Annotated in this window: 23 protein-coding genes; 12 read left to right on the top strand and 11 right to left on the bottom strand. The window is 67.9% G+C overall.

The window, feature by feature from the left end; genetic code table 11:
• The first annotated feature begins 1 nt into the window (after nt 1).
• The 3 genes from ACFQGD_RS23100 to ACFQGD_RS23090 are packed head-to-tail and all read left to right on the top strand — an operon-like array spanning nt 2 to nt 1,358.
• Nucleotides 2-409 (top strand): hypothetical protein, encoded by a 408-nt coding sequence (locus ACFQGD_RS23100; RefSeq protein WP_345394094.1) that lies wholly within the window; start codon nt 2-4, stop codon nt 407-409.
• 39 nt (nt 410-448) lie between these two features.
• Nucleotides 449-808 (top strand): TfoX/Sxy family protein, encoded by a 360-nt coding sequence (locus ACFQGD_RS23095; protein WP_345394091.1) that lies wholly within the window; start codon nt 449-451, stop codon nt 806-808.
• A complete protein-coding gene (locus ACFQGD_RS23090) occupies nt 801-1,358 on the top strand; it encodes a dienelactone hydrolase family protein (protein WP_345394088.1) in 558 nt (185 codons plus the stop codon). Before ACFQGD_RS23095 ends, ACFQGD_RS23090 begins: the two co-directional genes overlap by 8 nt.
• Here ACFQGD_RS23090 and ACFQGD_RS23085 read toward each other — a convergent pair.
• Nucleotides 1,355-1,837: a SixA phosphatase family protein gene (locus ACFQGD_RS23085; RefSeq protein ID WP_345394085.1), complete on the bottom strand. Its 483-nt coding sequence runs from the start codon at nt 1,835-1,837 to the stop codon at nt 1,355-1,357. The two genes, ACFQGD_RS23090 and ACFQGD_RS23085, sit on opposite strands and share 4 nt — an antisense overlap.
• Entirely contained in the window at nt 1,834-2,802 is a 969-nt protein-coding gene (locus ACFQGD_RS23080; protein ID WP_345394082.1) for a nucleoside hydrolase, read from the bottom strand. Before ACFQGD_RS23080 ends, ACFQGD_RS23085 begins: the two co-directional genes overlap by 4 nt.
• A 94-nt stretch (nt 2,803-2,896) precedes the next feature.
• Here ACFQGD_RS23080 and ACFQGD_RS23075 point away from each other — a divergent pair, with 94 nt between their 5' ends.
• The gene (locus ACFQGD_RS23075) at nt 2,897-3,652 is read left to right on the top strand and encodes an acyltransferase (RefSeq protein ID WP_345394079.1); all 756 of its coding nucleotides are present in this window, start codon (nt 2,897-2,899) and stop codon (nt 3,650-3,652) included.
• A 94-nt stretch (nt 3,653-3,746) separates the two neighbouring features.
• On the opposite strand, the gene ACFQGD_RS23070 is transcribed toward ACFQGD_RS23075, so the two are convergent.
• The gene (locus tag ACFQGD_RS23070) at nt 3,747-5,174 is read right to left on the bottom strand and encodes a short-chain fatty acyl-CoA regulator family protein (protein ID WP_345394077.1); all 1,428 of its coding nucleotides are present in this window, start codon (nt 5,172-5,174) and stop codon (nt 3,747-3,749) included.
• Between the two features lie 267 nt (nt 5,175-5,441).
• Between ACFQGD_RS23070 and aceA the strand changes: the two genes are divergently transcribed.
• The 3 genes from aceA (at nt 5,442) to ACFQGD_RS23055 (ending at nt 9,280) form a co-directional block, all read left to right on the top strand.
• The gene (aceA, locus tag ACFQGD_RS23065; protein WP_345394075.1) at nt 5,442-6,728 is read left to right on the top strand and encodes an isocitrate lyase; all 1,287 of its coding nucleotides are present in this window, start codon (nt 5,442-5,444) and stop codon (nt 6,726-6,728) included.
• 141 nt (nt 6,729-6,869) lie between these two features.
• The gene (gene aceB, locus ACFQGD_RS23060) at nt 6,870-8,474 is read left to right on the top strand and encodes a malate synthase A (protein ID WP_345394073.1); all 1,605 of its coding nucleotides are present in this window, start codon (nt 6,870-6,872) and stop codon (nt 8,472-8,474) included.
• Nucleotides 8,475-8,704: 230 nt separating this feature from the next.
• On the top strand, nt 8,705-9,280 hold the full coding sequence (locus tag ACFQGD_RS23055) for an AAA family ATPase (RefSeq protein ID WP_345394070.1): 576 nt from the start codon (nt 8,705-8,707) through the stop codon (nt 9,278-9,280).
• A 3-nt stretch (nt 9,281-9,283) separates the two neighbouring features.
• Here ACFQGD_RS23055 and ACFQGD_RS23050 read toward each other — a convergent pair whose 3' ends face one another.
• The 4 genes from ACFQGD_RS23050 to ACFQGD_RS23035 form a co-directional block, all read right to left on the bottom strand.
• Entirely contained in the window at nt 9,284-10,540 is a 1,257-nt protein-coding gene (locus ACFQGD_RS23050) for a glycosyltransferase family 4 protein (RefSeq protein WP_345394067.1), read from the bottom strand.
• Nucleotides 10,541-10,631: 91 nt separating this feature from the next.
• A complete protein-coding gene (locus tag ACFQGD_RS23045; protein ID WP_345394064.1) occupies nt 10,632-12,128 on the bottom strand; it encodes a glycoside hydrolase family 57 protein in 1,497 nt (498 codons plus the stop codon).
• The gene (locus ACFQGD_RS23040) at nt 12,125-12,889 is read right to left on the bottom strand and encodes a class I SAM-dependent methyltransferase (protein ID WP_345394402.1); all 765 of its coding nucleotides are present in this window, start codon (nt 12,887-12,889) and stop codon (nt 12,125-12,127) included. Before ACFQGD_RS23040 ends, ACFQGD_RS23045 begins: the two co-directional genes overlap by 4 nt.
• 100 nt (nt 12,890-12,989) lie before the next feature.
• Nucleotides 12,990-13,547 carry an ABC transporter permease family protein gene (locus ACFQGD_RS23035; RefSeq protein WP_345394061.1) on the bottom strand — a complete coding sequence of 186 codons (558 nt, stop codon included), beginning with the start codon at nt 13,545-13,547 and terminating at the stop codon, nt 12,990-12,992.
• A gap of 307 nt (nt 13,548-13,854) precedes the next feature.
• Between ACFQGD_RS23035 and ACFQGD_RS23030 the strand changes: the two genes are divergently transcribed.
• Entirely contained in the window at nt 13,855-16,158 is a 2,304-nt protein-coding gene (locus ACFQGD_RS23030; RefSeq protein ID WP_345394058.1) for an MMPL family transporter, read from the top strand.
• A gap of 172 nt (nt 16,159-16,330) precedes the next feature.
• Here ACFQGD_RS23030 and ACFQGD_RS23025 read toward each other — a convergent pair whose 3' ends face one another.
• From ACFQGD_RS23025 to ACFQGD_RS23010, 4 genes are all read right to left on the bottom strand, one after another.
• Nucleotides 16,331-16,744, bottom strand: coding sequence for a PIN domain-containing protein (locus ACFQGD_RS23025; protein WP_345394055.1), 414 nt, complete (start codon nt 16,742-16,744; stop codon nt 16,331-16,333).
• Entirely contained in the window at nt 16,732-16,998 is a 267-nt protein-coding gene (locus tag ACFQGD_RS23020; protein WP_345394052.1) for a type II toxin-antitoxin system Phd/YefM family antitoxin, read from the bottom strand. Before ACFQGD_RS23020 ends, ACFQGD_RS23025 begins: the two co-directional genes overlap by 13 nt.
• A 111-nt stretch (nt 16,999-17,109) precedes the next feature.
• The gene (locus ACFQGD_RS23015) at nt 17,110-19,389 is read right to left on the bottom strand and encodes a (Fe-S)-binding protein (protein ID WP_345394049.1); all 2,280 of its coding nucleotides are present in this window, start codon (nt 19,387-19,389) and stop codon (nt 17,110-17,112) included.
• A gap of 159 nt (nt 19,390-19,548) precedes the next feature.
• On the bottom strand, nt 19,549-20,133 hold the full coding sequence (locus tag ACFQGD_RS23010) for a hypothetical protein (RefSeq protein ID WP_345394046.1): 585 nt from the start codon (nt 20,131-20,133) through the stop codon (nt 19,549-19,551).
• Between the two features lie 379 nt (nt 20,134-20,512).
• Here ACFQGD_RS23010 and ACFQGD_RS23005 point away from each other — a divergent pair, with 379 nt between their 5' ends.
• The 4 genes from ACFQGD_RS23005 to ACFQGD_RS22990 all read left to right on the top strand — a co-directional run bounded on the left by ACFQGD_RS23005 (nt 20,513) and on the right by ACFQGD_RS22990 (nt 24,092).
• Nucleotides 20,513-21,301, top strand: coding sequence for an electron transfer flavoprotein subunit beta/FixA family protein (locus ACFQGD_RS23005; RefSeq protein ID WP_345394043.1), 789 nt, complete (start codon nt 20,513-20,515; stop codon nt 21,299-21,301).
• A 31-nt stretch (nt 21,302-21,332) separates the two neighbouring features.
• Nucleotides 21,333-22,292, top strand: coding sequence for an electron transfer flavoprotein subunit alpha/FixB family protein (locus ACFQGD_RS23000; RefSeq protein ID WP_345394040.1), 960 nt, complete (start codon nt 21,333-21,335; stop codon nt 22,290-22,292).
• Between the two features lie 166 nt (nt 22,293-22,458).
• Nucleotides 22,459-23,226 carry a GNAT family N-acetyltransferase gene (locus tag ACFQGD_RS22995; protein ID WP_345394037.1) on the top strand — a complete coding sequence of 256 codons (768 nt, stop codon included), beginning with the start codon at nt 22,459-22,461 and terminating at the stop codon, nt 23,224-23,226.
• Nucleotides 23,223-24,092, top strand: a complete 870-nt coding sequence (locus tag ACFQGD_RS22990) for a lysophospholipid acyltransferase family protein (protein WP_345394399.1) — start codon at nt 23,223-23,225, stop codon at nt 24,090-24,092. Before ACFQGD_RS22995 ends, ACFQGD_RS22990 begins: the two co-directional genes overlap by 4 nt.
• Nucleotides 24,093-24,106: the final 14 nt, after the last annotated feature.

Genomic DNA, 24,106 nt, shown 5'->3' with positions numbered 1-24,106 from the left:
GTTGAAGTCGTTGGTCGCCGTTACGTTCGGTGCGATCCTTGCGGGCAGTGTCTCGGCGTGTGGCACGTCCACTGAACCGACCGATTCTCCTGCCGTCACGCCAACGCCAACCGTGGATGTGACGACGGAGGCTGAGCCGCAGACGTCGGCACCAGCCAAAGCAAAGATGCCGCCTGTCAAGGGGACGAACCTGCAGGTGAGCGTCCATAAGCTGGAGAGACTGGGCTTCACCGACATCATGCCGCTGCCGGTCGACGGCCATGCCTTCGCCGCCAACTACGCGAACTGGAAGATCGTCGGGCAGGATCCCGCCGCCGGTAAGCGTGTACGCACCAACATCGAAGTCACGTTGGAGGTCGTCAAGACCGACGAAGCCGAGAACAGCTTCTGCTTCGACAACGACTGCTAAGCGAACCGAGATTGTCGGTGCCGCGTGGATACTTGGCTCATGGCATACGACCACGACCTGGCCGACCGCATCCGCGAGCTGGTGGCCAGCGAAGACGGCGTCACCGAGCGGCAGATGTTCGGCGGCTTGTCCTTCCTGACTAACGGGAACATGTCGGTAGCCGCCAGCGGGCAGGGCGGACTGCTGGTCAGAGTTAGCCCCGATGGCGCCGACGACTTGGTCGACGGCGAGCACGTGCGCACGATGGTCATGCGTAATCGGGAGATGCGCGGGTGGCTGAACGTCGACGACACCGCCGTCGCGTCCGACGCCCAGCTCGAAGCGTGGGTAACGCGGGGCGTCACGTACGCGCGCTCGCTGCCCGCCAAGACCGCCAAGGGCACGGCGCGCCGTGGCTGACGTCCTCCTCTTCCATCACGCCCAGGGTCTGACGACAGGCTGCCTCGACATCGCCACGCGGCTCCGGGGCGCAGGACACACCGTGCACGCCCCGGACCTGTACGACGGCACGACGTTCGCGACGCTCACCGACGGCATCCAACACGCCCAGGACGTCGGCTTCGACATCATCGTCGAGCGCGGGCGACAGGCAGCGGACGACGTCCCACCGGACGTCGTCTACATCGGACTCTCACTCGGCGCCATGCCCGCGCAGACCCTCGCGCAGACCCGCCCGGGCGCGAGGGGCGTCGTGCTGCTGCACGGCTGCGTCCCCACCGAGAAGCCCTGGCCGGACGGCCTGCCGCTCCAGATCCACACCATGGCGGACGACGCGTGGGGCGACGTCGACGTCGCCCGCCAGCTCGCGGACACGATCGACACCGCCGAGCTGTTCCTTTACCCAGGCGACCAGCACCTCTTCACCGACAACAGCCTCCCCAGCTACGACCCCGAGGCCGCCGACCTGGCGCTGACACGGGTGCTGAGCTTCCTCGACGACGCGCGCTAACCCCGAGGCTTCGCCGTCTCCGCCAACGTCACCGGAACGCTCCCCGCGTCCGACCACTCGCCGGACCACGTCAGCACCGCGATGCCCGACGTGCTCAGCTCCGTCCGCTCCCCGGACAGCGCCGCGACCAGCTGCGACACCCCGGGGTTGTGCCCGACCAGCACCGCCGTGACGACGTCGTCTTCGATGTCCTGCACCACGGCGAGCAGGTCGCCGGGGGAGGCCTCGTAGATCCGCTCGTCGTAGCGCGTGTCCGGCGTGGCGGCCAGCTCTCCGGCGGCCAACGTCCACGTCTCCCGCGCCCGGGCCGCGGGGGAGCACAGCGTGATGTCGATCGTGCCCAGGTTGTCCGCGAGCCACCGCCCGGCGGCGGGTGCGTCCCGCTCACCGCGCTCGGCCAGCGGACGCTCGATGTCGGGCACGCCCTCCGGCCACGCCGCCTTGGCGTGCCGGAAGATCACCAGTTGCCGGTCGCTCATGCGTCCATCTTCTCCTGAATGCCGTGCAGTAGCAGCGCTCGCAGCCGGTCGATGTCGGTGTCGACCGCGACGTTCACCCGGCCTCGCACGTCGAGCGGCACCGTGTCGTCGATCTGCGCCTGCCTGCGACGATCCGCGATCACCGCGCCCCGCGACGGCCCGAACGAGCACTCGACGTCCAGCGGCAGCGACTCCGTCACCAGCGTCCCCGGCGTGATCGCCTCGACGATGGCCACCGCGTCGTGCACCACCATCCCCGGCCAGCCCAGCGCGCCCGTGTAGTGCCGCACGTACTCCGGTGTCAGCGCGCACAACGCCTCGCCCACGCGCCCGGACGCGGCCAGCCGCTCCATCCACTCGGTGTCGACGGCGCAGCGGTACGTCAGGTCCATCGGCACCAGCACGCTCGGGACGTCGTCGGCGACCAGCACCCGGCGCGCGGCCTCCGGGTCGCTCCAGACGTTGAACTCGGCCCGCGCGGAGACGTTGCCGCCCTCCAGCGCGCCGCCCATGATCACCAGACGTTCGATCTTCGGCTTGAGGTGCGGATACGCCGCCAGCAGCGCCGCGATGTTGGTCAGCGGGCCGATCGGCGCGATCGTCACCGGCTCGTCGGCCTGCTCCAGCAACGACGCCATGAGCGCGACCGCACCACCGGCGACCGGCTCGCGCGATGTCGGAGGCAGCACGTCGGCGTGCCCGGACAGGCCGTCGTCGCCGTGCGCCGAGCTGTCCCGCCGCGCCTGCGGATGGACCAGCGGCATGGCGGCACCCGCCGCGACCGGGACGTCGCTGCGCCCGCACAGCTCCAGGATGCGCAGCGCGTTGCGCGTGGTCTTCTCCAGGCCGACGTTGCCGAACACCGTCGTCACCGCCAGCAGGTCGGTGCCGGGGTGCAGCGCGGCGATGGCGATCGCGATGGCGTCGTCCACGCCGGGGTCGGTGTCGATGATCAGCCTCGTCATGCCCGCGATCCTGCCAGTTCCCTGGTCGGGGCCGCTCGCGTGCGGACGCCGGGCGCGTCAGCGACCCCCTGACCACGTCAGATACCGTGCAATCGTGACATCGATGTGGGGTTCACCGGTCGTGCACCGGATCAAGGCATGGCGGGACAACCGCAACGATCCGCGCCAGGCGAAGTTCCTGACCAGGGACTCCCTGCGCTGGGTGCTGCGCAACCGCGCCTTCACGCCCTGGTACCTGGTGCGCTACTGGCGGCTGCTCAAGTTCCGCGTCACCAACCCGCACGTGATCCTGCGCGGCATGGTGTTCCTCGGCAAAGACGTCGAACTGCACGCCCGTCCCGGCTACGGGCGGCTGGAGATCGGCCGCTGGGTGCACATTGGCGACGGCAACGCCATCCGCTGCCACGAGGGCTCCCTGCGCATCGGCGACAAGGCCGTGTTCGGGCGGCAGAACGTCATCAACTGCTACCTCGACATCGAGATGGGCGCGGCGACGCTCGTGGCCGACTGGGTCTACATCTGCGACTTCGACCACGTCACCACCGACATCACCCTGCCGATCAAGGACCAGGGCATCATCAAGGCCCCGGTGCGCATCGGCCCGGACACGTGGATCTGTACCAAGGTCACCGTCACCAAGGGCACCCGCGTCGGGCGCGGCTGCGTGCTCGGCGCGCACGCCGTCGTCAAGGGCGACGTCCCTGACTACGCCGTCGCCGGGGGCATCCCGGCGAAGGTGCTCCGCGACCGGCAGGCGGCGTACGAGGCGGACCGGGCGCGCCGGGAAGCCGTGGCGGACATGGCGCGCAAGGCCAACGCGGCGCTGCAGAAGACCCTCGAAGAGCACTGAGCGTGACGACGTTTCGGTCGCTATAACGACCACGACGTCGTCAGATCAACAAGCTGACGCTCAGCATCTGATGGTTCGCACCTGCAAGCAGGGCTCACTCCTCCTTCGGCACCGCCGGGTAGGGCACGAACGTCGATGTGTTCTCGTCCACGGTGAGCTGCTTGCCGATCGTCGGGAACGCCCGCTGTGGGCACGCCTGGCGTTCGCAGACTTTGCAGCCCATGCCAATCGGCGTCGCCGCAGAGCTGTCGTCCAGGTCGAGGCCAGTGGAGTACACCAGCCTGCGGGCGTGCCGCAGCTCACAGCCGAGGCCGACCGAAAAGATCTTCCCCGGCTTGCCGTAGCCGCCGATGTTGCGGGACACGGTGCGCGCGACCCAGAAGTATTTCTTGCCGTCGGGCATCTCGGCGACCTGGGTGAGGATCTTGCCCGGCGACGCGAACGCCTCGTAGATGTTCCACAGCGGGCAGGAACCGCCCACGCGCGAGAAGTGGAACCCCGCCGCCGACTGCCGCTTCGACATGTTGCCCGCCCGGTCGACCCGCACGAACGAGAACGGCACGCCGCGCTGCTTCGGCCGTTGCAACGTCGACAGGCGGTGGCACACCGTCTCGAACCCGACGCCGAAGTGGTCGCAGAGTCGCTCGATGTCGTAGCGGTAGCGCTCGGCCGTGGTGTGAAACGCGGTGTAGGGCAGGATCAGCGCGCCGGCGAAGTAGTTCGCGAGGCCCACACGTGCCAGCGAGCGCGCGGCGGGTCCGGAGAACGCCCACGAGTCGGCAAGCTCGTTGATCAGTTCGGAGTACTCAAGCAGCGCGATCTGCGATGCCATCCGGAACGCCTGCTGGCCAACCCGCAGGCTGGGCGCCATGCGCAGCACCTTCGCGTCCGGCTCGTAGCGGTGCTGCTCACCGGTGGACTCGTCGATGCCTTCCGTGGTGGCGATGACCCCGTAGACGTCGGCGAGCTTCTCCCGCAGCGCGTTGCGAAGGTCGCCACGGCGCAGGTTCATGTCGAGTGACATCCGCTCGGCGCGCTCGTCGAGCTCGGCGACGTAGTTCTCCCGCTCGTAGAAGAAGTCGCGAACCTCCTCGTGCGGCAGGGGAGCGGCGGTGCTGCCGTGGGTGCCCCTGCCGTCTTCCGTCACCAGCGCGGCCGTGTTCTCCACCGCGTCGCGGTACCGCCGATGCAGTTTGACCAAGGCCGTCGCCACGCCCGGCAGGTTCGTGGCCAGGTCGTTCAGCTCGCCCGTGCTGACGTCGGCGTCCACCGCCTCGTCCAGCAGTGCCTCGCGGACGTCGGCCACCAGCCGGGCGATGTCGTTGCTTGCGAAGAACTCGGCGTCCACCCCGAACGCCTGCGTGATGCGCAACAGCACCGGAACGGTGAGCGGTCGCGCGTTGTGTTCGATCTGGTTCAAGTAGCTCGGTGAGATCTCCAACACCCTCGCGAGGTCCGCTTGGCTCATCTGGCGGCTCTCGCGGAGATGTCGCAGCTTCGCTCCGGCGAAGGTTTTCTCCATGAAGGGCCTCTCTACCCGCAGTTTCTTCAGGTTAAGCCAGCGTTCCGCCGTTGTTTTGGTCAGTTCACCGTGGTGGACTTCGCAGGCTTCGCAATATGCTACCGATCGTTCACAGAAATTTGCAAATTCGCTCGGTAGCGCGGTTTTCGCTGCTTGTGCAATGGTCATGGCAAGCAGATGCGGGATAGCAACCTTTGCAACCTTTGAGCTTGGTCCGCGTCTGCGCACCTCGCGCCAAGCTCGTTAGACACGAACACTGGAGACCGGATGACCGACACGACCAAGTCGCGTGAGCAGGCAGCCGCCGAGCTCGCCAAGGAGTGGGAGACCAACCCGCGCTGGAAGGGCATCGAGCGCTCGTACACCGCGGAAGACGTCGTCAAGCTGCGCGGCAGCGTGGTCGAGGAGTACACGCTCGCTCGCCGTGGTGCCGAGAAGCTGTGGGACCTGCTCCACACCGAGGACTACGTGCACGCGCTTGGTGCGCTGACCGGTGGCCAGGCGGTGCAGCAGGTGCGCGCGGGCCTGAAGGCCATCTACCTGTCCGGCTGGCAGGTCGCCGCCGACGCCAACCTGGCTGGCCAGACCTACCCGGACCAGAGCCTCTACCCGGCCAACTCGGTCCCGGCCGTCGTGCGCCGCATCAACAACGCGCTCGGCCGCGCCGACCAGATCAACTACGCCGAGGGCAACACGGACATTGACTGGTACGCGCCGATCGTCGCCGACGCCGAGGCAGGCTTCGGTGGCCCGCTCAACGCGTTCGAGCTGATGAAGGGCATGATCGCCGCTGGTGCCGCCGGTGTGCACTGGGAGGACCAGCTCGCGTCGGAGAAGAAGTGCGGCCACCTCGGTGGCAAGGTGCTCGTCCCGACCAAGCAGCACGTCCGCACGCTGAACGCCGCCCGCCTCGCGTCCGACGTCTCGAACGTGCCGTCCATCGTCATCGCGCGCACCGACGCCGAGGCCGCCACGCTGATGACCAGCGACGTCGACGAGCGCGACCAGCAGTTCCTCACCGGTGAGCGCACCTCCGAGGGCTTCTACAAGGTCCGCAACGGCATCGAGCCCTGCATCGAGCGTGCCAAGGCCTACGCGCCGTACTCCGACCTGATCTGGATGGAGACCGGCACGCCGGACCTGGAGCTGGCGCGCAAGTTCGCCGAGGCCGTCAAGTCCGAGTTCCCGGACCAGATGTTGGCCTACAACTGCTCGCCGTCGTTCAACTGGCGGAAGAACCTGGACGACGCGACCATCGCGAAGTTCCAGCGTGAGCTGGGCCACATGGGCTACAAGTTCCAGTTCATCACGCTGGCCGGCTTCCACGCGCTCAACTACTCGATGTTCGATCTGGCGCACGGCTACGCCCGCGAGGGCATGCCCGCCTACGTCGACCTCCAGGAGCGCGAGTTCGCGTCGGAGGAGCGCGGCTTCACCGCGGTCAAGCACCAGCGTGAGGCTGGCACGGGCTGGTTCGACCTGGTCTCCACGGCGATCAACCCGGAGAGCTCCACCACCGCGCTGACCGGCTCCACCGAGGAAGCGCAGTTCTGATTCCCATCCCCCGCTAGCGGTGCGTGGTGCGGGCGGCCTCCCGTCGCCCGCACCACCCGCTTCCGGGACACCTGCCCCTGACCGAACCGACTGCTTTACCTCACCTTTCTCACTCCAGCGTCCACATATAGGAGGGACGACATGGCCACCAGCTTGGGTTACCGAATCGCGGTCTCACCGTCGACGTCCGAACGCTCGGACGAGATCCTCACCCCGGCGGCGCTGGAGTTCGTAGCGCGGCTCGACAATGAGTTCGCGGGACGTCGCCGTGAGCTGCTCGATGAGCGCAGGGTTCGCAAGGACGAGCTGAACAGCGGCGAGCGCAAGCTCGACTTCCTGCCCGAGACCGCGCACATCCGCGACGACGACTCCTGGCGTGTCGCTGGTGCCGCCGCCGGTCTTGAGGACCGGCGGGTCGAGATCACCGGGCCGACCGACCGCAAGATGACGGTCAACGCCCTGAACTCTGGCGCGAAGGTGTGGCTGGCCGACTTCGAGGACGCCACATCGCCGACTTGGGCGAACATCGTCGACGGGCAGGTCAACCTCTACGACGCGATCGGCCGCGACATCGACTTCACCACGGACGCGGGCAAGCGTTACGCCATCGGTGACGACCCGGCGACGATCGTCGTCCGGCCGCGTGGTTGGCATCTGGTGGAAAAGCACGTCCGCATCGACGGCCGCCCCGTGTCGGCGTCGCTGTTCGACTTCGGCATGTACTTCTTCCACAACGCCCAGCGGCTCATCGACGCCGGTGTCGGCCCGTACTTCTACCTGCCGAAGTTGGAGAGCCACGAGGAAGCGCGGCTGTGGAACGACGTCTTCCTGCTGGCCCAGGAGTTGCTCGGCATCCCGCGCGGCACGATCCGCGCCACGGTGCTGATCGAGACGATCACCGCGGCGTTCGAGATGGACGAGATCCTCTACGAGCTGCGCGAACACGCCGCTGGCCTCAACGCGGGACGCTGGGACTACATCTTCAGCGTCATCAAGAACTTCGCCCAGCAGGGTGCGGACTTCGTGTTGCCGGACCGTGCCGAGGTCACGATGACGGTGCCGTTCATGCGCGCCTACACCGAGCTGCTGGTGCGCACCTGCCACCGGCGCGGCGCGCACGCGATCGGCGGCATGGCGGCGTTCATCCCGAGCAAGGACCCCGATGCCAACGCGCTCGCGTACGAGAAAGTCCGTCAGGACAAGGAGCGCGAGGCCGGTGACGGCTTCGACGGCTCCTGGGTCGCCCACCCCGGCCTGGTGCCGGTGTGCCGGGAGGTCTTCGACGGCGTTCTTGGCGACAAGCCGAACCAGCTCGACCGGCTCCGCGAGGACGTTGCGGTGACCGCCGAGGACCTGCTCAACGTCGCCAGCGCTGGCGGCGACGTCACCGAGGATGGCTTGCGCGCCAACCTCAACGTCGCGCTGCGCTACGTCGACTCGTGGCTGCGTGGTACGGGCGCCGCGGCGATCTTCGACCTCATGGAGGACGCCGCTACCGCCGAGATCGCGCGCTGCCAGGTGTGGCAGTGGATCTACAACGGCACCAAGCTTTCCGACGGCACCGCGGTCACCACTGAGTTGGTGACTGAGCTGTTGGACGAGGAGCTGGCGAAGGTGTCGGCCGACATCGGCTCCAGCGGCACGCTGGTCGACGCCCGGCAGATCGTCGTCGAGACGGCGCTGGGGGAGAAGCTGCCCAGCTTCTTCACCACCAGCGCCTACGCGAGGTACCTGACCACGACGTGACGGCGCGCCGCGACGCCGTGTCCTGCATTCCGGACGCTGTGTCCGACGCTCAGGACGCTGTGTTAGACACCCAGGACGCTGTGTTAGACACCCAGGACGCTGTGTTCTACGGTCGCGGCACTTGAAGACGTCCCTCCCACTCGCGTTGGTGATCACCCGCCACCGACGCGAGGGGAGGGATTTTCGCGCGGTGCGGGAACCGGGGATGGACAGCGCGCGTTGGTGCCGGTATGAGCGCACTCGTGAGCGACGCGCCCGCGAACGCATTGCACGTGGTGCTCGCGCGAAACGACCTTCTCGTGGTGGCTGGCATCCCAGGCGCGGGCAAAAGCACCTTGCTACGTGAAGCGGACAATCGCGTTCATGCGGTCGTCATCGACTCGGAAACTGTCGCATGTCGACTGTCCAGAGTGGTCCCCGCGTGGCTGTCGTACCGGTTGTACCGACCGGTCGTGCACTGCGTCCACCGATGGCGGATTCTGCGCGCGGCGCTCCGGTTTCCGGGCCCGGTCATCGCGCACGTACCCGCGACGTGCGCCCGGACCCGGATGCTGTTGGTCCTGTTCGGGGTGCTTGCCCGGCGCACACGGCGGCTGCTGTGGATCAGTGTTGACGCCGATGACGCCTATTGTGCGCAGCTCGCGCGCGGCCGTGTCAGCTCGTCACGGTCGTTCGCACGCCACGTACATCATGCGCGCGAGATTGAGCGTGTGTTGCAGGCTCGCGGCCAGTTGCGCGGGTGGCACTCCGTGCACCTGCTCCGCAGGCCACCGCGTGGGACGCGGCTGGTGCTGGCGGCGGCGTAGGAGCTACGCGTCGATGTCGAACACGTTGCCGGTAGGGATCTTCGGGCGGGCCATCGAGCGGGGACCGGACGGCCGCGCGCGGCGGTACACCTCGACCGTCTCGTCGGCGATCGTCGTCCAGTTGAAAGACCCGGCGAGCCGGGCGGCAGCGGCCTCGGCGCGCCGAGCGGCCGCGTCGCGGTCATCGAGTACTGTGCCCACGGCGGTCACCAGCGCGTCGACGTCGCCGGGGGCGAACGCCAGCCCGGTCTCACCGTCCAGGACGACCTCGCCGAGTCCGCCCGCCGTGGACGCGACCAGTGGGGCCTTCGCGGCGGCCGCCTCTAGCGCCACGATCCCGAACGGCTCATACCGGCTGGGCAGCACCACGGCGTCCGCGGCGGACAGCACGGCGCGGAGGTCGCGATCGGACAGGTGGCCGGTGAAGTCCACCGCACGTCGGATGCGCAGCTTGCGCGCCTGCTCGATCAGCGGGTCCAAGTGCCGGCCCTTCCCCGCGACGACGAGCCGCGTGCCGGGATGCTCCTGGCGGATGCGGGGGAGTGCGGCGAGTAGGTCCTGCACACCCTTCTCGTACTCCAGCCGACCGAAGTAGAGCAGCAGCGGCGCGTCGGCACCGTGCCGCTGGCGGGCCCGCGCGATCTCGGCGTCGCTGACCCGCCAGCCGCGCTCCTCGATACCGTTGTGGATCACGTGGATGTCGGCGGCCTCGACGTCGAACAGGTGTGCCACCTCGGCGCGCATGGCGACCGAACAGGTGATCAGCTCGTCCGCGCGTTGCGCCAACCACCATTCAACCGAGTGCACCTGCTGGTTCAGTGGGTGCGACAGCCAACCGGAGTGCCTGCCCGCCTCGGTGGCGTGCACGGTGCCGACCAGCGGCACTCCCGCGGCCTCGGCCAGCGCGATCGCGGGGTGCGTGACCAGCCAGTCGTGCGCGTGGACGACGTCTGGCTGCCACTGTCGCAGCAGTTCTGTCCCAGCTCGGACCATGGCGTGGCCCATCGCGAGCGTCCACGCCACGAGGTCACGTTCAAACGTGACGTGCATGGGGTCCTCGGCCACGCGGATCACCCGTACGCCGTCAACGACGCGGTCGGTCGTGGGGTGCGTCTGGCCGTCGGTTCCCGCGACGTGGCGGCACAGGACGACGACGTCGTGCCCGTCGGCGGCGAGGTGCCTCGCGAGTGCGTGCACATGCCGGGACAGCCCACCGACAACCACGGGCGGGTATTCCCACGACATCATCAGCACGCGCATAGACGTCGATCCTCCCATCCGGTGGAAACAGCCCTGCGCACGGCCCGCTCCTGTCTACCCGGGAGTAGGTCCGACAGGCCCGGCAACTGGCTTACAGCCGCCGGGCGTCGAGCTGGCCGAACGGGTAGTCGCGGGCCCGCAGCTCCGCGGCGTGCGCCGTGGCGGCCGGGTCACCCGCGCGCAGCATCCGCGCCAGCTCGCTGAACCGTGCGTGGTGCTCGTGCGCCCGGCCGCGTGCGTAGTCGGCGGCGGAGTCCTTGGTGACCATGAACGCCCAGTCGCTGGACAGCGCCAGCAGCGCCTCCCGCACAAGCTGGTCCCGCGCGGCCGAGCGCACCCGCGTCCGCGAGTCGCCGAGGACGTCCAGCAACTCCCGCTGGAGCGCGGCGTTGTCGGCCACCATGTCGGACACCTGCTCGCCGTCCCACACACGCCAGTCCTTGCCGGACCCCCAGGATGACGCCGGCAGGTCATAGCGCGGACCGAGATGCCCGGCTTCCAACGCGCCACGCAGCGTCGTCACACGCACCCCGGCTTCCGGCAGCGCCCGCAGCACGCCCTCCAGCCACGCCGGCCCCTCGTGCCACCAGTGCCCATACAGCTCGGTGTCGTACGCCGTGACGACCAGCCCCTGCTCGCCGTGCTTTTCCCGCAGAGATCGCAGCCGCTCCACCACGATGTCCACGAAGTCCTTCACGTGGGTGCGCAGTGTCTGCCGCGCCAGCTCGGGTTCATACGGGGCTTTGTCGTGCGGCTCGATGTGCTTGCCGGTGACCCGCGACGGCTTGATGCCGACATCGTGGTCCCAGGTGTGGAAGTCGCGGTAGTGTGCGTGGCCGGGGTAGCCCGCTTTGGGTGACCACACCCGATAGGTGACCTCCAGGTCGCGGCCGAAGCACACGACGTCGGAGTCCCCGACGGTGCGGGCCGCCGTCGTGTCGCCGCGCAGCGACGGGCCGTCCACCAGGAACCTACGCACGCCCGCCGCCGCGTAGTGTCGCTCCATGCCCGGCGCGTAGCCGCATTCCGGTGCCCAGATCCCCTCCGGCGTCGTGCCGATGCGCAGCGCGGTGTCGGCAAGGCCCTCACGCAAGGCGAAGTCGGTCACCCTCGGCTCAAGTAGCGGTTGGAACGGGTGGGTCAGCGGTCCGCCGAGCAGTTCGATGACGTCGTCGTCCACCAGCGAGCGCAACAGCGGGGAGAAGCCGTGCCGCCAGTGAGTCTCGAACGTCTCGACGGCGTGGGTGGCCTGCCGGTGCTCGGCGGCGGCCAGCTCGCGTAGCAGCGGGTCGCGCCAGATTCCGGCGGCGTGCTCGGCGCGCAACTGCCAGTGGCCCAGCCAGTCGTGGCACGCCCGCAGCGTGTACGGGTCGTCGAGTTGCGCGGCGAGCACCGGGGTGACGCCGAGGGTGAGGACGTCGCGCTTACCCTCATCGGCGAATCGGCGCAGCAGGTCCACCACCGGTAGGTAGGAGTGCGTCCACGCCTGGTAGAGCCATTCCTCGCCGACCGGCCATGATCCGTGGTGCGGTAGCCAGGGCAAGTGGCTATGCAGGACGAGGCAGAACGTGCCCTCGTAGTCGCTCATGGCCGCACCGCGACCGCGACGAGATCGAGACAGCCGTCGACGTCCTCGCCGGTGATGTCGAAGTCTTCCGCCTGGATGGCGTCGATGTCCGCGAGGAGCTGTTCCGGCCACGGCGCCGTCCCCGGCAGGTGCCCCATGACGACGTCGAGCTGCGCGTCGATGATCCCGCCGTAGCGTTCGTCCAGCGTGCGCACGCCCGCGCCGTGGTGCAGCCCGTGCAGCAGCTCGACGTGAAATCCCGCGCTGCGCAGCAGCTCGGCCAGTTCGGCGGGTGAGAACTCGCGGGTGTGGTACGGGTTCAGCGGAGTGTCGGAGTCGGGCGTGAACGTGAACCGGTTCGGCGTGGTGCACAGCAACCTGCCGCCTGGCCGTAGCACCCGGAAACACTCCGCGAGGAAACCGTCCTGGTCCCACAGGTGCTCGATGACCTGGAAGTTCGCTACGACGTCGATGACGCCGTCCGCGACCGGCAGGTAGGCGAGGTTTCCGCGCATGACGTCGACCCGCGGGTACCGCGCCGCGATGTGCTCGGTCGATGGGGTGTCGTAGTCCAGCGCGAGCACCCGGGTCGCGGTCTCGGCGATCAGCGCGGCGCCGTAACCCTCACCGCAACCCGCTTCCAGCACCCGCGCGTCCGTGCAGTACGGGAGCAGTGCGCGATATGCCGCCTCGTGCCGCCGGAACCAGTAGTTCTCCTCAGGGACATCGGGCACGGTTCGTTCGCCCGTTAGGTGCAGCGCGGCGGCGCGGCTTGTCGGCACGGTACTCACACCGGCGAGGTTAACTTGCCAGTAGGACGTCCTCACGCGGGACGCCGGTGAAGCCGGTCTGTCTCGTCAGCACCGGCTTCACCGTGCTGCGCTACTCGGTACGGCCGCTTTCCGCCGAGACCGACTCTCGTGTTTGGTGCTCAGCTCCCGGCGTGGTCGTGGTCCGGGTGTGGTGTATCTCCTGCTCGTCCGCCACGGGTGTCCGTGTCAGGGCGCCACCGATGGCACCACCGATCGCGGCGGCCACCAGTCCGATGAGTAATGCGAAGAAGGACGCCCATGCCGGACCGGTGCCGATCTCAGGAAGCGGCGTGGTGAAGACGCTGAATAGCCCGAACGCGGCAGGGAACGGGAACAGCGTCGCCGCCGCGAGAACCAGGCCCCATGCGGTGAGCCCGTGGAAGATGCCGTGGCCTGTGCTCTTGATGCCGGACAACAGACCAGCTATCAGGCCGGCGACGAACAGGGCGACGACCGCCGAGGCGAAGTTGTACCAGTGAATGTTCGACGAGATCGCGTTGACGTTTCCGCCGAGCGCGACCCAGAACGACGACAGCAACACCATCAGCGCGAAGCCGAGGATGGTGCCGGCGATCACCGGCCCCCACCGGATCAGGACTGGACTGGAGTAGCTCTGCCGCACTGCCATGCCAGAACCCTCCTTTCGTCGTTGGTGTCATGTCCGCTTACCCGGGAGAAACCGTCGCGAAACAGGTGTGCGGCGTGAGTAGTACAGATCCGACACCCCGGTGGTGGAGATCACGCCGTGTTCTCTCAGCTCCATCTCAGTATCGGGCGGCGCAAGTGAGGGAATTTCACCTATGCTCGCGCCGCCGGAGCGATTTACACCTGGGGTGAATCTCAGGGCCATCCCTGATGCCTGGGTGACCCCATCCTCGCCAGGATGAGCGCGTTATCCGGTTATTTCCGTGCGAGGGCTGTGAAAAGGAGTTCCCGTGTCCGTGTACCTGTACCGGTTCGGCAAGCTGGCCTACCGGCGCAAATGGGTCGTGTTACCGATCTGGCTCATCGTGCTCGTCGGCCTCGGCGCGCTCGCCAGCGTCGTCTCTCAGCCGATGGAAGACGACTTCACCATGCCGGACCTGCCGTCGGAGCGGGCCACGGAGATCATGGACGAGCACTTCCCCGGGATGTCCGCCCAGTTCGAGTTCGATGCGGTGACAGGCACCTACGTCATCGCCGCGCCGGAGGGGGAGCAGCTCACCGACCCGGAGAACAAGCAGGCCATCGACGCGTTGATCCGCGAGCTGAACGGCCTCGACATCGTTGATCACAGCGCGCCGCTGGCCAACCCGGTCGACGCCGCTGCCGAGATGGGCTGTCTCACACCGGATCGCGGAGGACAGGAGTTCACGGCGCGGTGCTCCGGCGCGCCGCTGAACGTGCTCGCCGACCAGCGACCAGACACGGTGGCGCTGCTCGACGTCCCGTTCACCATCGAGAAGTGGGAGGACATCACCCAGGCTGACCGGGACGTGGCATACGACGTCGCGGACGTCGCCCGCGACGCTGGGCTCCAGGTGGAGATCAGCGGATCCATCGCGATGGAGCAGGAAGCGCCGGGCGGCACGGCTGAGTTGATCGGCATGGGCGTGGCCTTCCTCGTCATGATCATCGCGTTCGGGGCGATCATCGCGTCGTTCGTGCCGATCGTCACCGCGATCGTCGGCCTCGGGGCCGCGACCGCCGTGATCATGATCGGGACGTCGGTGATCGAGATCCCCAGCTTCACGACGTTCCTCGCGTCCATGATCGGCATCGCGCTGTCCATCGACTACGCGTTGTTTGTCGTCTCGCGCTTCAAACACGAGTTGCATTCCGCACCGACGCCGGAGGAAGCGGCTGGTCGTGCCGTCGGCACCGCGGGCACCGCCGTTGTCTTCGCGGGCATGACCGTGATCATCGCGCTGTGCGGGCTCAGTGTCGTCGGCATCGGATTCCTGACGTTCATGGGACTCGGCGGGGCGCTCGCGGCGGCGTTCGCCGTACTGGTCGCGCTGACGCTGATGCCCGCGCTGCTCGGGGCGCTCGGGCGGTTCCTGTTCAAGCCGAAGATCCCGTTCGTGGCGAAGCACGACCCGGAGGACGACAGCTACGTCACCAACGGTCAGCGGTTCGCCCGGTTCATCGCCAAGGCACCTGCCCTGACGCTCACCGCGGGTGTGATCGTGCTCGGTGTGCTCGCCATTCCCGCTTTGAACCTCAGCCTCGGCCTGCCAGGAGACGAGAGCATGCCGGAGGACAGCACCGTGCGGCAGGCGTACGAGCTGCGCACCGAAGGCTTTGGCGAGGGGTCCAACGGTGTCCTGATGGTCGCCGTTGATCTCAGCGACACTCCGGAGGGCCTGCGCGAGCGCGCGCTGGGTGACTTGCGCAGTGAGCTGGAGTCGTATGACGCCATGGACTACGTCGTCGGCCCGCGCATGAGCGAGAACGGCGACGGCGCGATGTTCCAGGCCGTGCCGCTGTACGGGCCGAACAACCAGGTCACCAAGGATCTCGTGTCCGAGGCGCGCGACGCAGAGGAACGGCTCGCGGCGGAGTACGGCGTGGCGTACGGCGTCACAGGCACGACCGCGATCTACGCGGACATCGACGACAAGCTGCTTGGTTCGATCGTGCCTTACATGGTCATCGTCGCCAGTGCCGCGTTCCTGCTGCTCATCCTGGTGTTCCGCTCGATCCTGGTGCCGCTGACCGGGGCCCTTGGCTTCCTGCTGTCGATGGCCGCGACGTTCGGCGCGACCGTGCTGATCTTCCAGGAGGGCGCGTTCGGTCTGGTCAGCGACCCGCACCCGATCGTCAGCTTCCTGCCGATCATGCTGATCGGGCTCGTGTTCGGTCTCGCGATGGACTACCAAGTGTTCCTGGTGACCAGGATGCGTGAGGAGTACGTACACGGCCGGTCGCCGAGGGACGCGATGATGCACGGGTACCACCATGGCGCCCGCGTCGTCACCGCTGCCGCGATCATCATGATCTCGGTGTTCAGCGCCTTCATGCTCGAAGACGACATCGCGGCGCGGTCGATGGGTTTCGCGCTCGCCGTCGGCGTGTTCTTCGACGCCTTCATCGTCCGGATGGTGATCATCCCGTCGCTGCTGACGCTGCTCGGCCGGTGGGCGTGGTGGCTCCCCGCATGGCTGGACCGCATCCTGCCTAGCGTCGACATCGAGGGCGAGAAGCTGCGGCAGACGTCGGAGTCCGAGGAACGTGAGTTGGTGGGCGCGGGGCGTTAGCGCCTGTTCGCGTCGGGCGACGGCCCGGCGCACTGTGGTCCGGCCTGCGTTCGGGGCAGGCCGGACCACGCGCCGTCGGGGCTGGCCGCTGGGCGTGATCTGACCCGGCTCTGACCTGGTCCCGAGCGAGTGGATCTTGAGCATCCGTGGTCGTCCGGGCAACCAGAAATGCTCAAGATCGACTGGATGTCACCACGCGAGCGGTTACTCCGGGGAGCGCATCGAATCGCGCCCGGCCGTCGGTGGTGAGAATCGTCCGGTCCGTCGCGTGGGCGGTAGCCGCGACGATCAAGTCATGCGGACCGTGCGGTTTCCCACCGGCGCGGGTGTTCGCGATCAGCTCAGCGTGCGACTCCGCGACGCCGACGGTGTAGTCCTCAACCGGAATCGTGTTCAAGACCTTGGTGAGGAAATCCCGTTTCGCCGCGCACCGACCGGGGTCCTTGTCGAGCTGGACTCCGACGAGGTATTCGGTGACGACAATGGCGGGCACGGCTGGATCGCTCTCGTCGGAGATCTCGTCCAGCGCCAACCGTCCTCGGGCCGCTTCGACAAGGACACCGGTATCCAGAATTAGGCGCTCCACGGATCGACATCCTCATCGGGGTGTACCGCAGTGAGTGCCTCGTCGATGGTGGTCGTCCAGTCGTCGTCAACGATTGGGTGAGTGCGGTAGTCCTCGAACACGGCACGCAGAGCACGCCCGCTCGATCGCGGCGCAGGAGTGATCAACGCGGCTCTGCGGCCAGAGCGCGTAACTAGGACCGTCTCGCCGTGTTCCGCGGCGCTCAACACGGCCGAGAAGTTGCGCGCCGCCTCGGCAGCGGTCATCTCTTTCATTTAATCAGATTATCTGATTCTGATTATCTGTGCACGTAACGCGAGCGCACTGGTGCCCAGAACTTCCCGGGCCCAGTGCGCTTGCGTCGTTCGGTGGTTGGCCGGTCGCCGTCAGCCGTCGCTGTCCGACGTTGACGACGTTGACGACGTTGCCTCGGCGGACGCCGTCGTCGCAGCCGACGCCTTGCCGTCGCCGCGCTTGACCGACTCCAGCAGCAGCTGGGAAACGTCCTTCACGCCGACGTTGCTGCCGACGTTCTCGCTGGACCGCTGTGTGAGCCCGTCGGAGACCATCACCTTGCAGAACGGGCAGCCGGTCGCGACCGTGCCAGTGGCATCGCCCTGTGCGCCCAGCGTGTCGATCGCCTCGTCAACGCGCTCCAGGTTGATCCGCTTGCCGATGTGCTCTTCCATCCACATCCGCGCACCACCCGCGCCACAGCACAGCGAGCGGTCGGCGTGCCGGGGCATCTCGGCGTGTTTCATGCCAGTCGCCTCGATCAGGTCACGCGGCGGGGAGTAGACCTTGTTGTGCCTGCCGAGGTAGCACGGGTCGTGGTACGTCACCGACGGCCCGCCGCCGTCTGCTGGCGGCTTGACCGGGGTGAGCTTGCCGTCGCGCACCAGCTTGTTCAGCAGCTGCGTGTGGTGGACGACCTCGTAGTGGCCCTCCAACTGCGGGTACTCCCTGCCGAGCGTATTGAGGCAGTGCGGGCAGGTGGTGACGATCTTGCGCTGCACCGGTTCGCGGTCTTCGAACACGCTGTTCAGCATCTCGACGGTCTGCTGCGCCATCATCTGGAACAGGAACTCGTTGCCGGCGCGGCGCGCGGAGTCGCCCGTGCAGGTCTCCTCTTTGCCGAGCGTCACATACTTCACGCCCGCCAGGTGCAGCAGCTCCGCCGTGGCCTGCACTGTCTTCTTCGCGTTGTCGTCGAATGCGCCAGCACAGCCGATCCAGAACAGGTACTCGGTATCGTCGGACAGTTCGCCGTCATACACCGGGACCTCGAAGTCCAGCTCCTTGGCCCAGTCCATCCGTTCGGAGTTGTTCTGGCCCCATGGGTTGCCCTTGTTCTCCATGTTGCGGAACAGGGTGCCCAGCTCGCTGGGGAACTCCGACTCGATCATGACCTGGTAACGGCGCATGTCGATGATGTGGTCGACGTGCTCGATGTCGACCGGGCACTGCTCGACACACGCGCCGCACGATGTGCAGGCCCACAGCACATCGGGGTCGATCACGCCACCCTGCTCCGCGGTGCCCACCAGCGGGCGCACCGCCTGATCCGGGCCGGAACCCATAACCCGCTCGAAGCCGGACTCTGGCACGCCATGGCCGTCATGTCCGTTCGGCTCGATGGTGACCGAGCCTTCCTCGGGCATTTCCTTGCCCTCGATCAGGTACGGCGCCTTGGCGTTGAGGTGATCCCGCAGGTCCATGATCACGAGCTTTGGCGAGAGGGGCTTGCCGGTGTTCCACGCTGGGCACTGGCTCTGACACCGGCCGCACTCGGTACAGGTTTCGAAGTCGAGCAGGCCCTTCCAGGTGAAATCCTCGACCTTGCCGCGACCGAAGATGGCGTCCTCGTCGGGGTCCTCGAAGTCGATGGGCTTGCCGTCGGACTCCATGGGCAGCAGCGGGCCGAGGCCGTCCGGCATGCGCTTGACCGTGACGTTGATCGGCGCGAGGAAGATGTGCAGGTGCTTGGAGTGGAGCACGAAGATCAGGAACGCCAGCATCACGCCGATGTGGGCGAGCAAGCCGACTCGGTCCAGCACGAAGTTGACGTCCTCGCCCAGCGGCTCGAGTAGGTTGCCGACGCCCAGCGATACGAACGCGCCGCTGTCGTACGGAAAGTGGCCAGCCGCCGACGCCGCGCCCCGGAACAGGAACATCGTCCAGATGACGTTGAAGATCATGAAGAGCGTGATCCATGCGCCACCGAGGTGCGAGCCGTAGAACCGAGACGCGCGCTGTTTGCGTTCCGGCGCCTGGCGCAGCCGGATCACGGTGAACACGACGAGCGAGATGAACACCGCGACCGCGATGAAGTCCTGGAGGAAGCCGAGTACCGCCCAGTCGCCGATGAACGGAATCGCGAAGCCCTTGTCGAACAGCGCGCCGTAGGCCTCAAGGTAGACCGTGGCGAGGATGACGAAGCCCCAGAAGGTGAAGAAGTGTGCCAGTCCGGGGATCGACCATTTCAGTAGCTTGCGCTGCCCGAACACTTCCAGCAGGTGCGCTTTGACGCGCTCACCAGCGCCGTCGGTCCTGCCAGGGGCCGGCTGGCCGGACATGATCAGGTTCTTCAGCCACAGCACGCGCTTGGCCGCGAAGCCCAGACCAACCACGGTCATGAGCAGGCCAAGGATCAGCGTTATGAGCACAGCGCCTCCGCATCACACGATCTGTAATTGCGCCAACGTAGCGCGCCGTCGGCGCTCGTGTGAAGTGAGACACGGGCAGTGTCGTTGCCGTGGCGGGGGTTCTCACCGCCAGTGGTGACATTCGCGGCCAGAATTCGTCACCCGTCGCTACCAGGGTGTCTAGCCGCGATCCGGATTGCGCGGTAAGCCGGTGTAGTAATGAATCGCGTGTGCCGCACAGCGCATCTTGCGCACGAGCCAGTACTTCCGGAACAGCGCGGGATTGCGCAGCTTGTCCGGATGCAGGCCGAGGCGTTCGTAGTGCTTCGCGCCGAAGCGCCGCTCCTTGACGCCGCCCAGGAACTGGTCGGTGGCCCAGCCGAGCCACGCGCGGCGCAGCGCGATGCCGTAGTGCTCGACGTCGTCAGCGTGGGAGTCACCCGGTGCCGCGTGGCACTTGCGCATGCGGCTGCAGAACCGGTGCAGCACTCGTAGTGGGGCGTCGGGATCGCGGGCCGCCTCGGGGCCGTCGGTGTGCTCGACGATGCCGTAGCCGGGGTGGCGATGGTCGCCGTCGGTGCGCACCGGTAGCTCGCAGTACGCGCAGGTGTAGCCGTCCAGCCAAGGGTGCACGCAGCCGTCGACGTGTTCGGCCAGCCATGCGGTGTCGTCGCGGTGTGCGGCGAGTAACTGGGCGGAGAGCGCGTGATCGGCGAGTGCGGTCGAACCTGACTGGGCTGATGGGTGCGCGGTCTCCAACCCCATGGACGGTCCTCTCGTTCGGCGGCGTGATCAGTGTGACGAGCGCCACGTGAGGTTGTCAACGAGAACCGATTGACGTGCGCCGATGAGAGGCGTAAAGAACCTGCACGAAAGTGCTAATAACTATTTGGACGATGGTCCAGGAAAAACGCGCATCCAGGTGAAAGCTGTCACCCCGGCGTTGCCGGCGCGCGAAAGACGCCTAATCTACCGGTCAGTAAGACCAACGGCCGGACGTCGCCCGATGCGTCCGGAGAGCGGATTCACCGACGTGCGCTTACGTTGAGTGCGCGAGTGCGTGACGCCGCGCAGAGACGAGCACCAGCGCCGCGCGACCGGCAACGCCGGAGTGAGGCAGAGATACGGAGGTCGAAGAGGACCCATGACCAACATCGTTGTCCTGGTCAAGCAGGTGCCTGACACCTACTCGGAGCGCAAGCTCACCGAGGGAGACCACACTCTTGATCGCGAGTCCGCCGACGCGGTGCTCGACGAGATCAACGAGCGCGCCGTCGAAGAGGCGCTGAAGATCAAGGAGGCAGGCGAGGGCGAGGTCACCGTCCTCTGCGTCGGCCCCGACCGTGCCACCGACGCCATCCGCAAGGCGCTGTCGATGGGCGCGGACAAGGCCATTCACGTGTCCGACGAGTCGCTGCATGGCTCCGACATCCTCGCAACCGCCAAGGTCATCGCCGCGGCCATCGGCCGGGTCGAGGGTGTGGACCTGGTCATCGCCGGTAACGAGTCGTCCGACGGTGGCGCGGGCGCCGTGCCGGCGCTGCTCGCGGAGCTGCTCGGCATGCCGCAGCTCACCTACGCGCACCACCTGACCGTCGAGGGCACCTCGATCAAGGTGGACCGGGAGACCGCGGACGAGGGCATCACCCACCTCGAGGCGAACCTGCCCGCCGTCGTGTCGGTCACCGAGAAGATCAACGAGCCGCGCTACCCGTCCTTCAAGGGCATCATGGCGGCCAAGAAGAAGCCGGTCGAGACGCTCACCGTGGCCGACCTTGGCCTCGACGCGAGCGAGGTCGGCCTCGACAACGCGTGGTCCAAGGTCACTGAGGCCGCGCCGAAGCCGCCGCGCACGGCTGGCGAGAAGGTCGAGGACGACGGCGACGGCGGCGTGAAGATCGCCGAGTACCTGGTCGGCCAGAAACTTATCTGACGAGCTGCGGCGAAGAGGAGGAAATAGAACCATGGCTGAAGTCCTGGTACTCGTCGACCACGTTGACGGCGAGGTCAAGAAGGTCACCACCGAACTGCTGACCGCGGCTCGTGCGCTCGGTGAGCCGTCGGCCGTCGTTGTCGGCGCGCCGGGCACGGCGGGCAAGGCGAAGGAGACGCTGGCGTCCTATGGCGCGGCGAAGGTCTACGCCGCTGAGTCCGACGACGTCGTGTCCTACCACGTTGCCCCGAAGGTCGACGTGCTCGCCGCGTTGGCGGAGAAGACGTCGCCCGCCGCGGTGCTTGTCGCCGCGACACCGGAGGGCAAGGAGGTGTCCGCACGCCTTGCGCTGCGGACCGGCTCCGGCCTGCTCGTCGACGCCGTCGGCGTCGAGGGTGACGGCACGGTCGAGCAGTCCATCTTCGGTGGCGGCTTCACCGTGAAGTCGCAGTCCACCAAGGGCGCGCCGGTCATCTCCGTGCGGCCCGGCAGCGTCGACGCCGAGCAGGCGCAGGGCGCGGCCGCTGAGGAGAGCGTCGACGTCCCAGCCGTTGACGCCGCGAAGGCCGCCAAGGTCACCGGTGTGGAGCCGGTCGTCGGTGGCGACCGGCCGGAGCTGACCGAGGCGTCAGTCGTCGTCTCCGGTGGCCGTGGTGTCGGCAGTTCCGAGCAGTTCTCCGTGGTCGAGGGCCTTGCCGACGCGCTGGGCGCGGCCGTCGGCGCGTCGCGTGCCGCCGTCGACTCCGGCTACTACCCCGCGCAGTTCCAGGTCGGCCAGACCGGTAAGACGGTCTCGCCGCAGCTCTACATCGCGCTGGGTATCTCGGGTGCCATCCAGCACCGCGCCGGTATGCAGACGTCGAAGACGATCGTCGCGGTCAACAAGGACCCCGAGGCGCCGATCTTCGAGATCGCCGACTACGGCATCGTGGGAGACCTCTTTCAGGTCGCCCCGCAGCTGCAGGAGGAAGTCGCCAAGCGCAAGGGCTGACGCTTTCGGCGTGACTTGAGCCCAAGGGCACCTTCGGTACGGATAACGTGCCGAAGGTGCCCTTCGGCGCTGTCTGGGCCCCGAGTACCGCACGTTCACGCGCTGTGCACCGCACGCCTGTCGCGTCACCAAACGGGGTTCATCGTCGGCCCGTACACCTACGGGCATGACTTCCGCACTCCTGCTCACCAGCACGGATGACACCGAGGGCGCGGGCCCCCGCTACTCCCTGCGCGTCGCGCGCGGCAGCGACGAGGTCGTCGCCGCCCAGCGGCTCCGCCACCACGTCTTCGCCGGGGAAATGGGCGCCCGGCTGGCCAGCCCGTTCGAGGGCCTCGACATCGACCCGTTCGACACCTTCTGCGATCACCTCGTCGTCCGCGACGACACGTCGGAGCAGGTCGTCGGCACGTACCGGATGCTGCCGCCCGACCGCGCCGCGCTGGCGGGTGGCCTCTACGCCGACACCGAGTTCGACCTCACCTCGCTCCAGCCGCTGCGCGACAACCTGGTCGAGACCGGTCGGTCGTGCGTGCACCCGGACCACCGCAGCGGCGCCGTCGTCAGCCTGGTGTGGGCGGGCATCGCGCGCTACATGTTGCTGTCAGGGCACCGTTACCTCGTCGGCTGCGCGTCGGTGCCGCTGGCCGACGGCGGCGCGCTCGCGTCGGGCGTGTGGGACACCGTGCGCGCCAAGCACTACGCGCCCGACACCCGCCGCGTCACCCCGCTGCACCCGTGGGACCCCAGCGACGCCGCCCGTCCGGAACGCCCCATCTTGCCGCCGCTGCTGCGCGGCTACCTGCGGCTGGGCGCGCAGGTGTGCGGCCCGCCAGCGTACGACCCCGACTTCGACGTCGCGGACTTCTTCGTGCTGCTCGACCTGCACCAGCTCAACGAGCGTTACCTGCGGTTCTTTCTGGGGGCGGGCTGATGCACGCGTGGATGCCGACGTCGCCGTGTGGCACGGGCTGCCTCGACTCCGATTCGTCCCGGGTGGGGCTGCTGCGGACGCTCTTCCGAATGGCGCGGCTGCTGATCGCGCTCGTCGTCGCGGCGGCGCACGTCCTCATACGGTCGGGAGATGAGCGACGGCACGCCGTCCGGGTGGGCTGTGCGCGGCTGCTGCGCGCGTGTGGGGCGCGGCTCGTCGTGCATGGCGGCGACGACCTGGTGGACGAAGCCCGCTCCGGCGGCCGGGGCGTGCTCGTGGTCAGCAACCACATCTCGTGGCTGGACATCCCCGCCATCAACGCGCTGACGCCGATGCGCTCGGTCGCCAAGGCCGACATCCAAGAGTGGCCGGTGCTCGGCGGGCTCATCGCGCGGGCAGGCACGATCTTCGTCGACCGGGAGCGGCTGTCGACGTTGCCGGGCACGGTCGCCGACCTGACCGACGCGTTGCGCGGCGGTGCGCTGGTCAACGTGTGCGCCGAGGGCACGACGTGGTGCGGGGCCGCGAGTGGGCCGTTCGTGCCCGCGCCGTTTCAGGCGGCCATCGACGGCGGCGTGCCGGTGCGACCGATCGCGCTGCGGTACCGGCTCGCCAACGGCACCGAGACCACGCGCCCGGCGTTCCTCGGCCCGGAGTCGTTGTTCACCTCGGTACTGCGAGTGCTGCGACTGCGCGGCCTGGTGGTGGACGTCGTCGTCTGTGACGAGATCGCGCCCGGTCGTGCGGGTGACCGCCGGGAACTGGCGCAGCTGGCGGAGACGTCGGTGCGCTCCGCCCTCGGGCACGACACCGTGGCCACGGCACGTCGTGCGCTGCCGTTGCGGGTGCGGACCCGCGTGCGCTGAACGACGCGTTGGCG

The organism is Haloechinothrix salitolerans, from assembly GCF_042662605.1.
Classification (GTDB): domain Bacteria; phylum Actinomycetota; class Actinomycetes; order Mycobacteriales; family Pseudonocardiaceae; genus Haloechinothrix_A; species Haloechinothrix_A salitolerans.
This window is presented reverse-complemented; position numbering and strand designations above follow the sequence as displayed.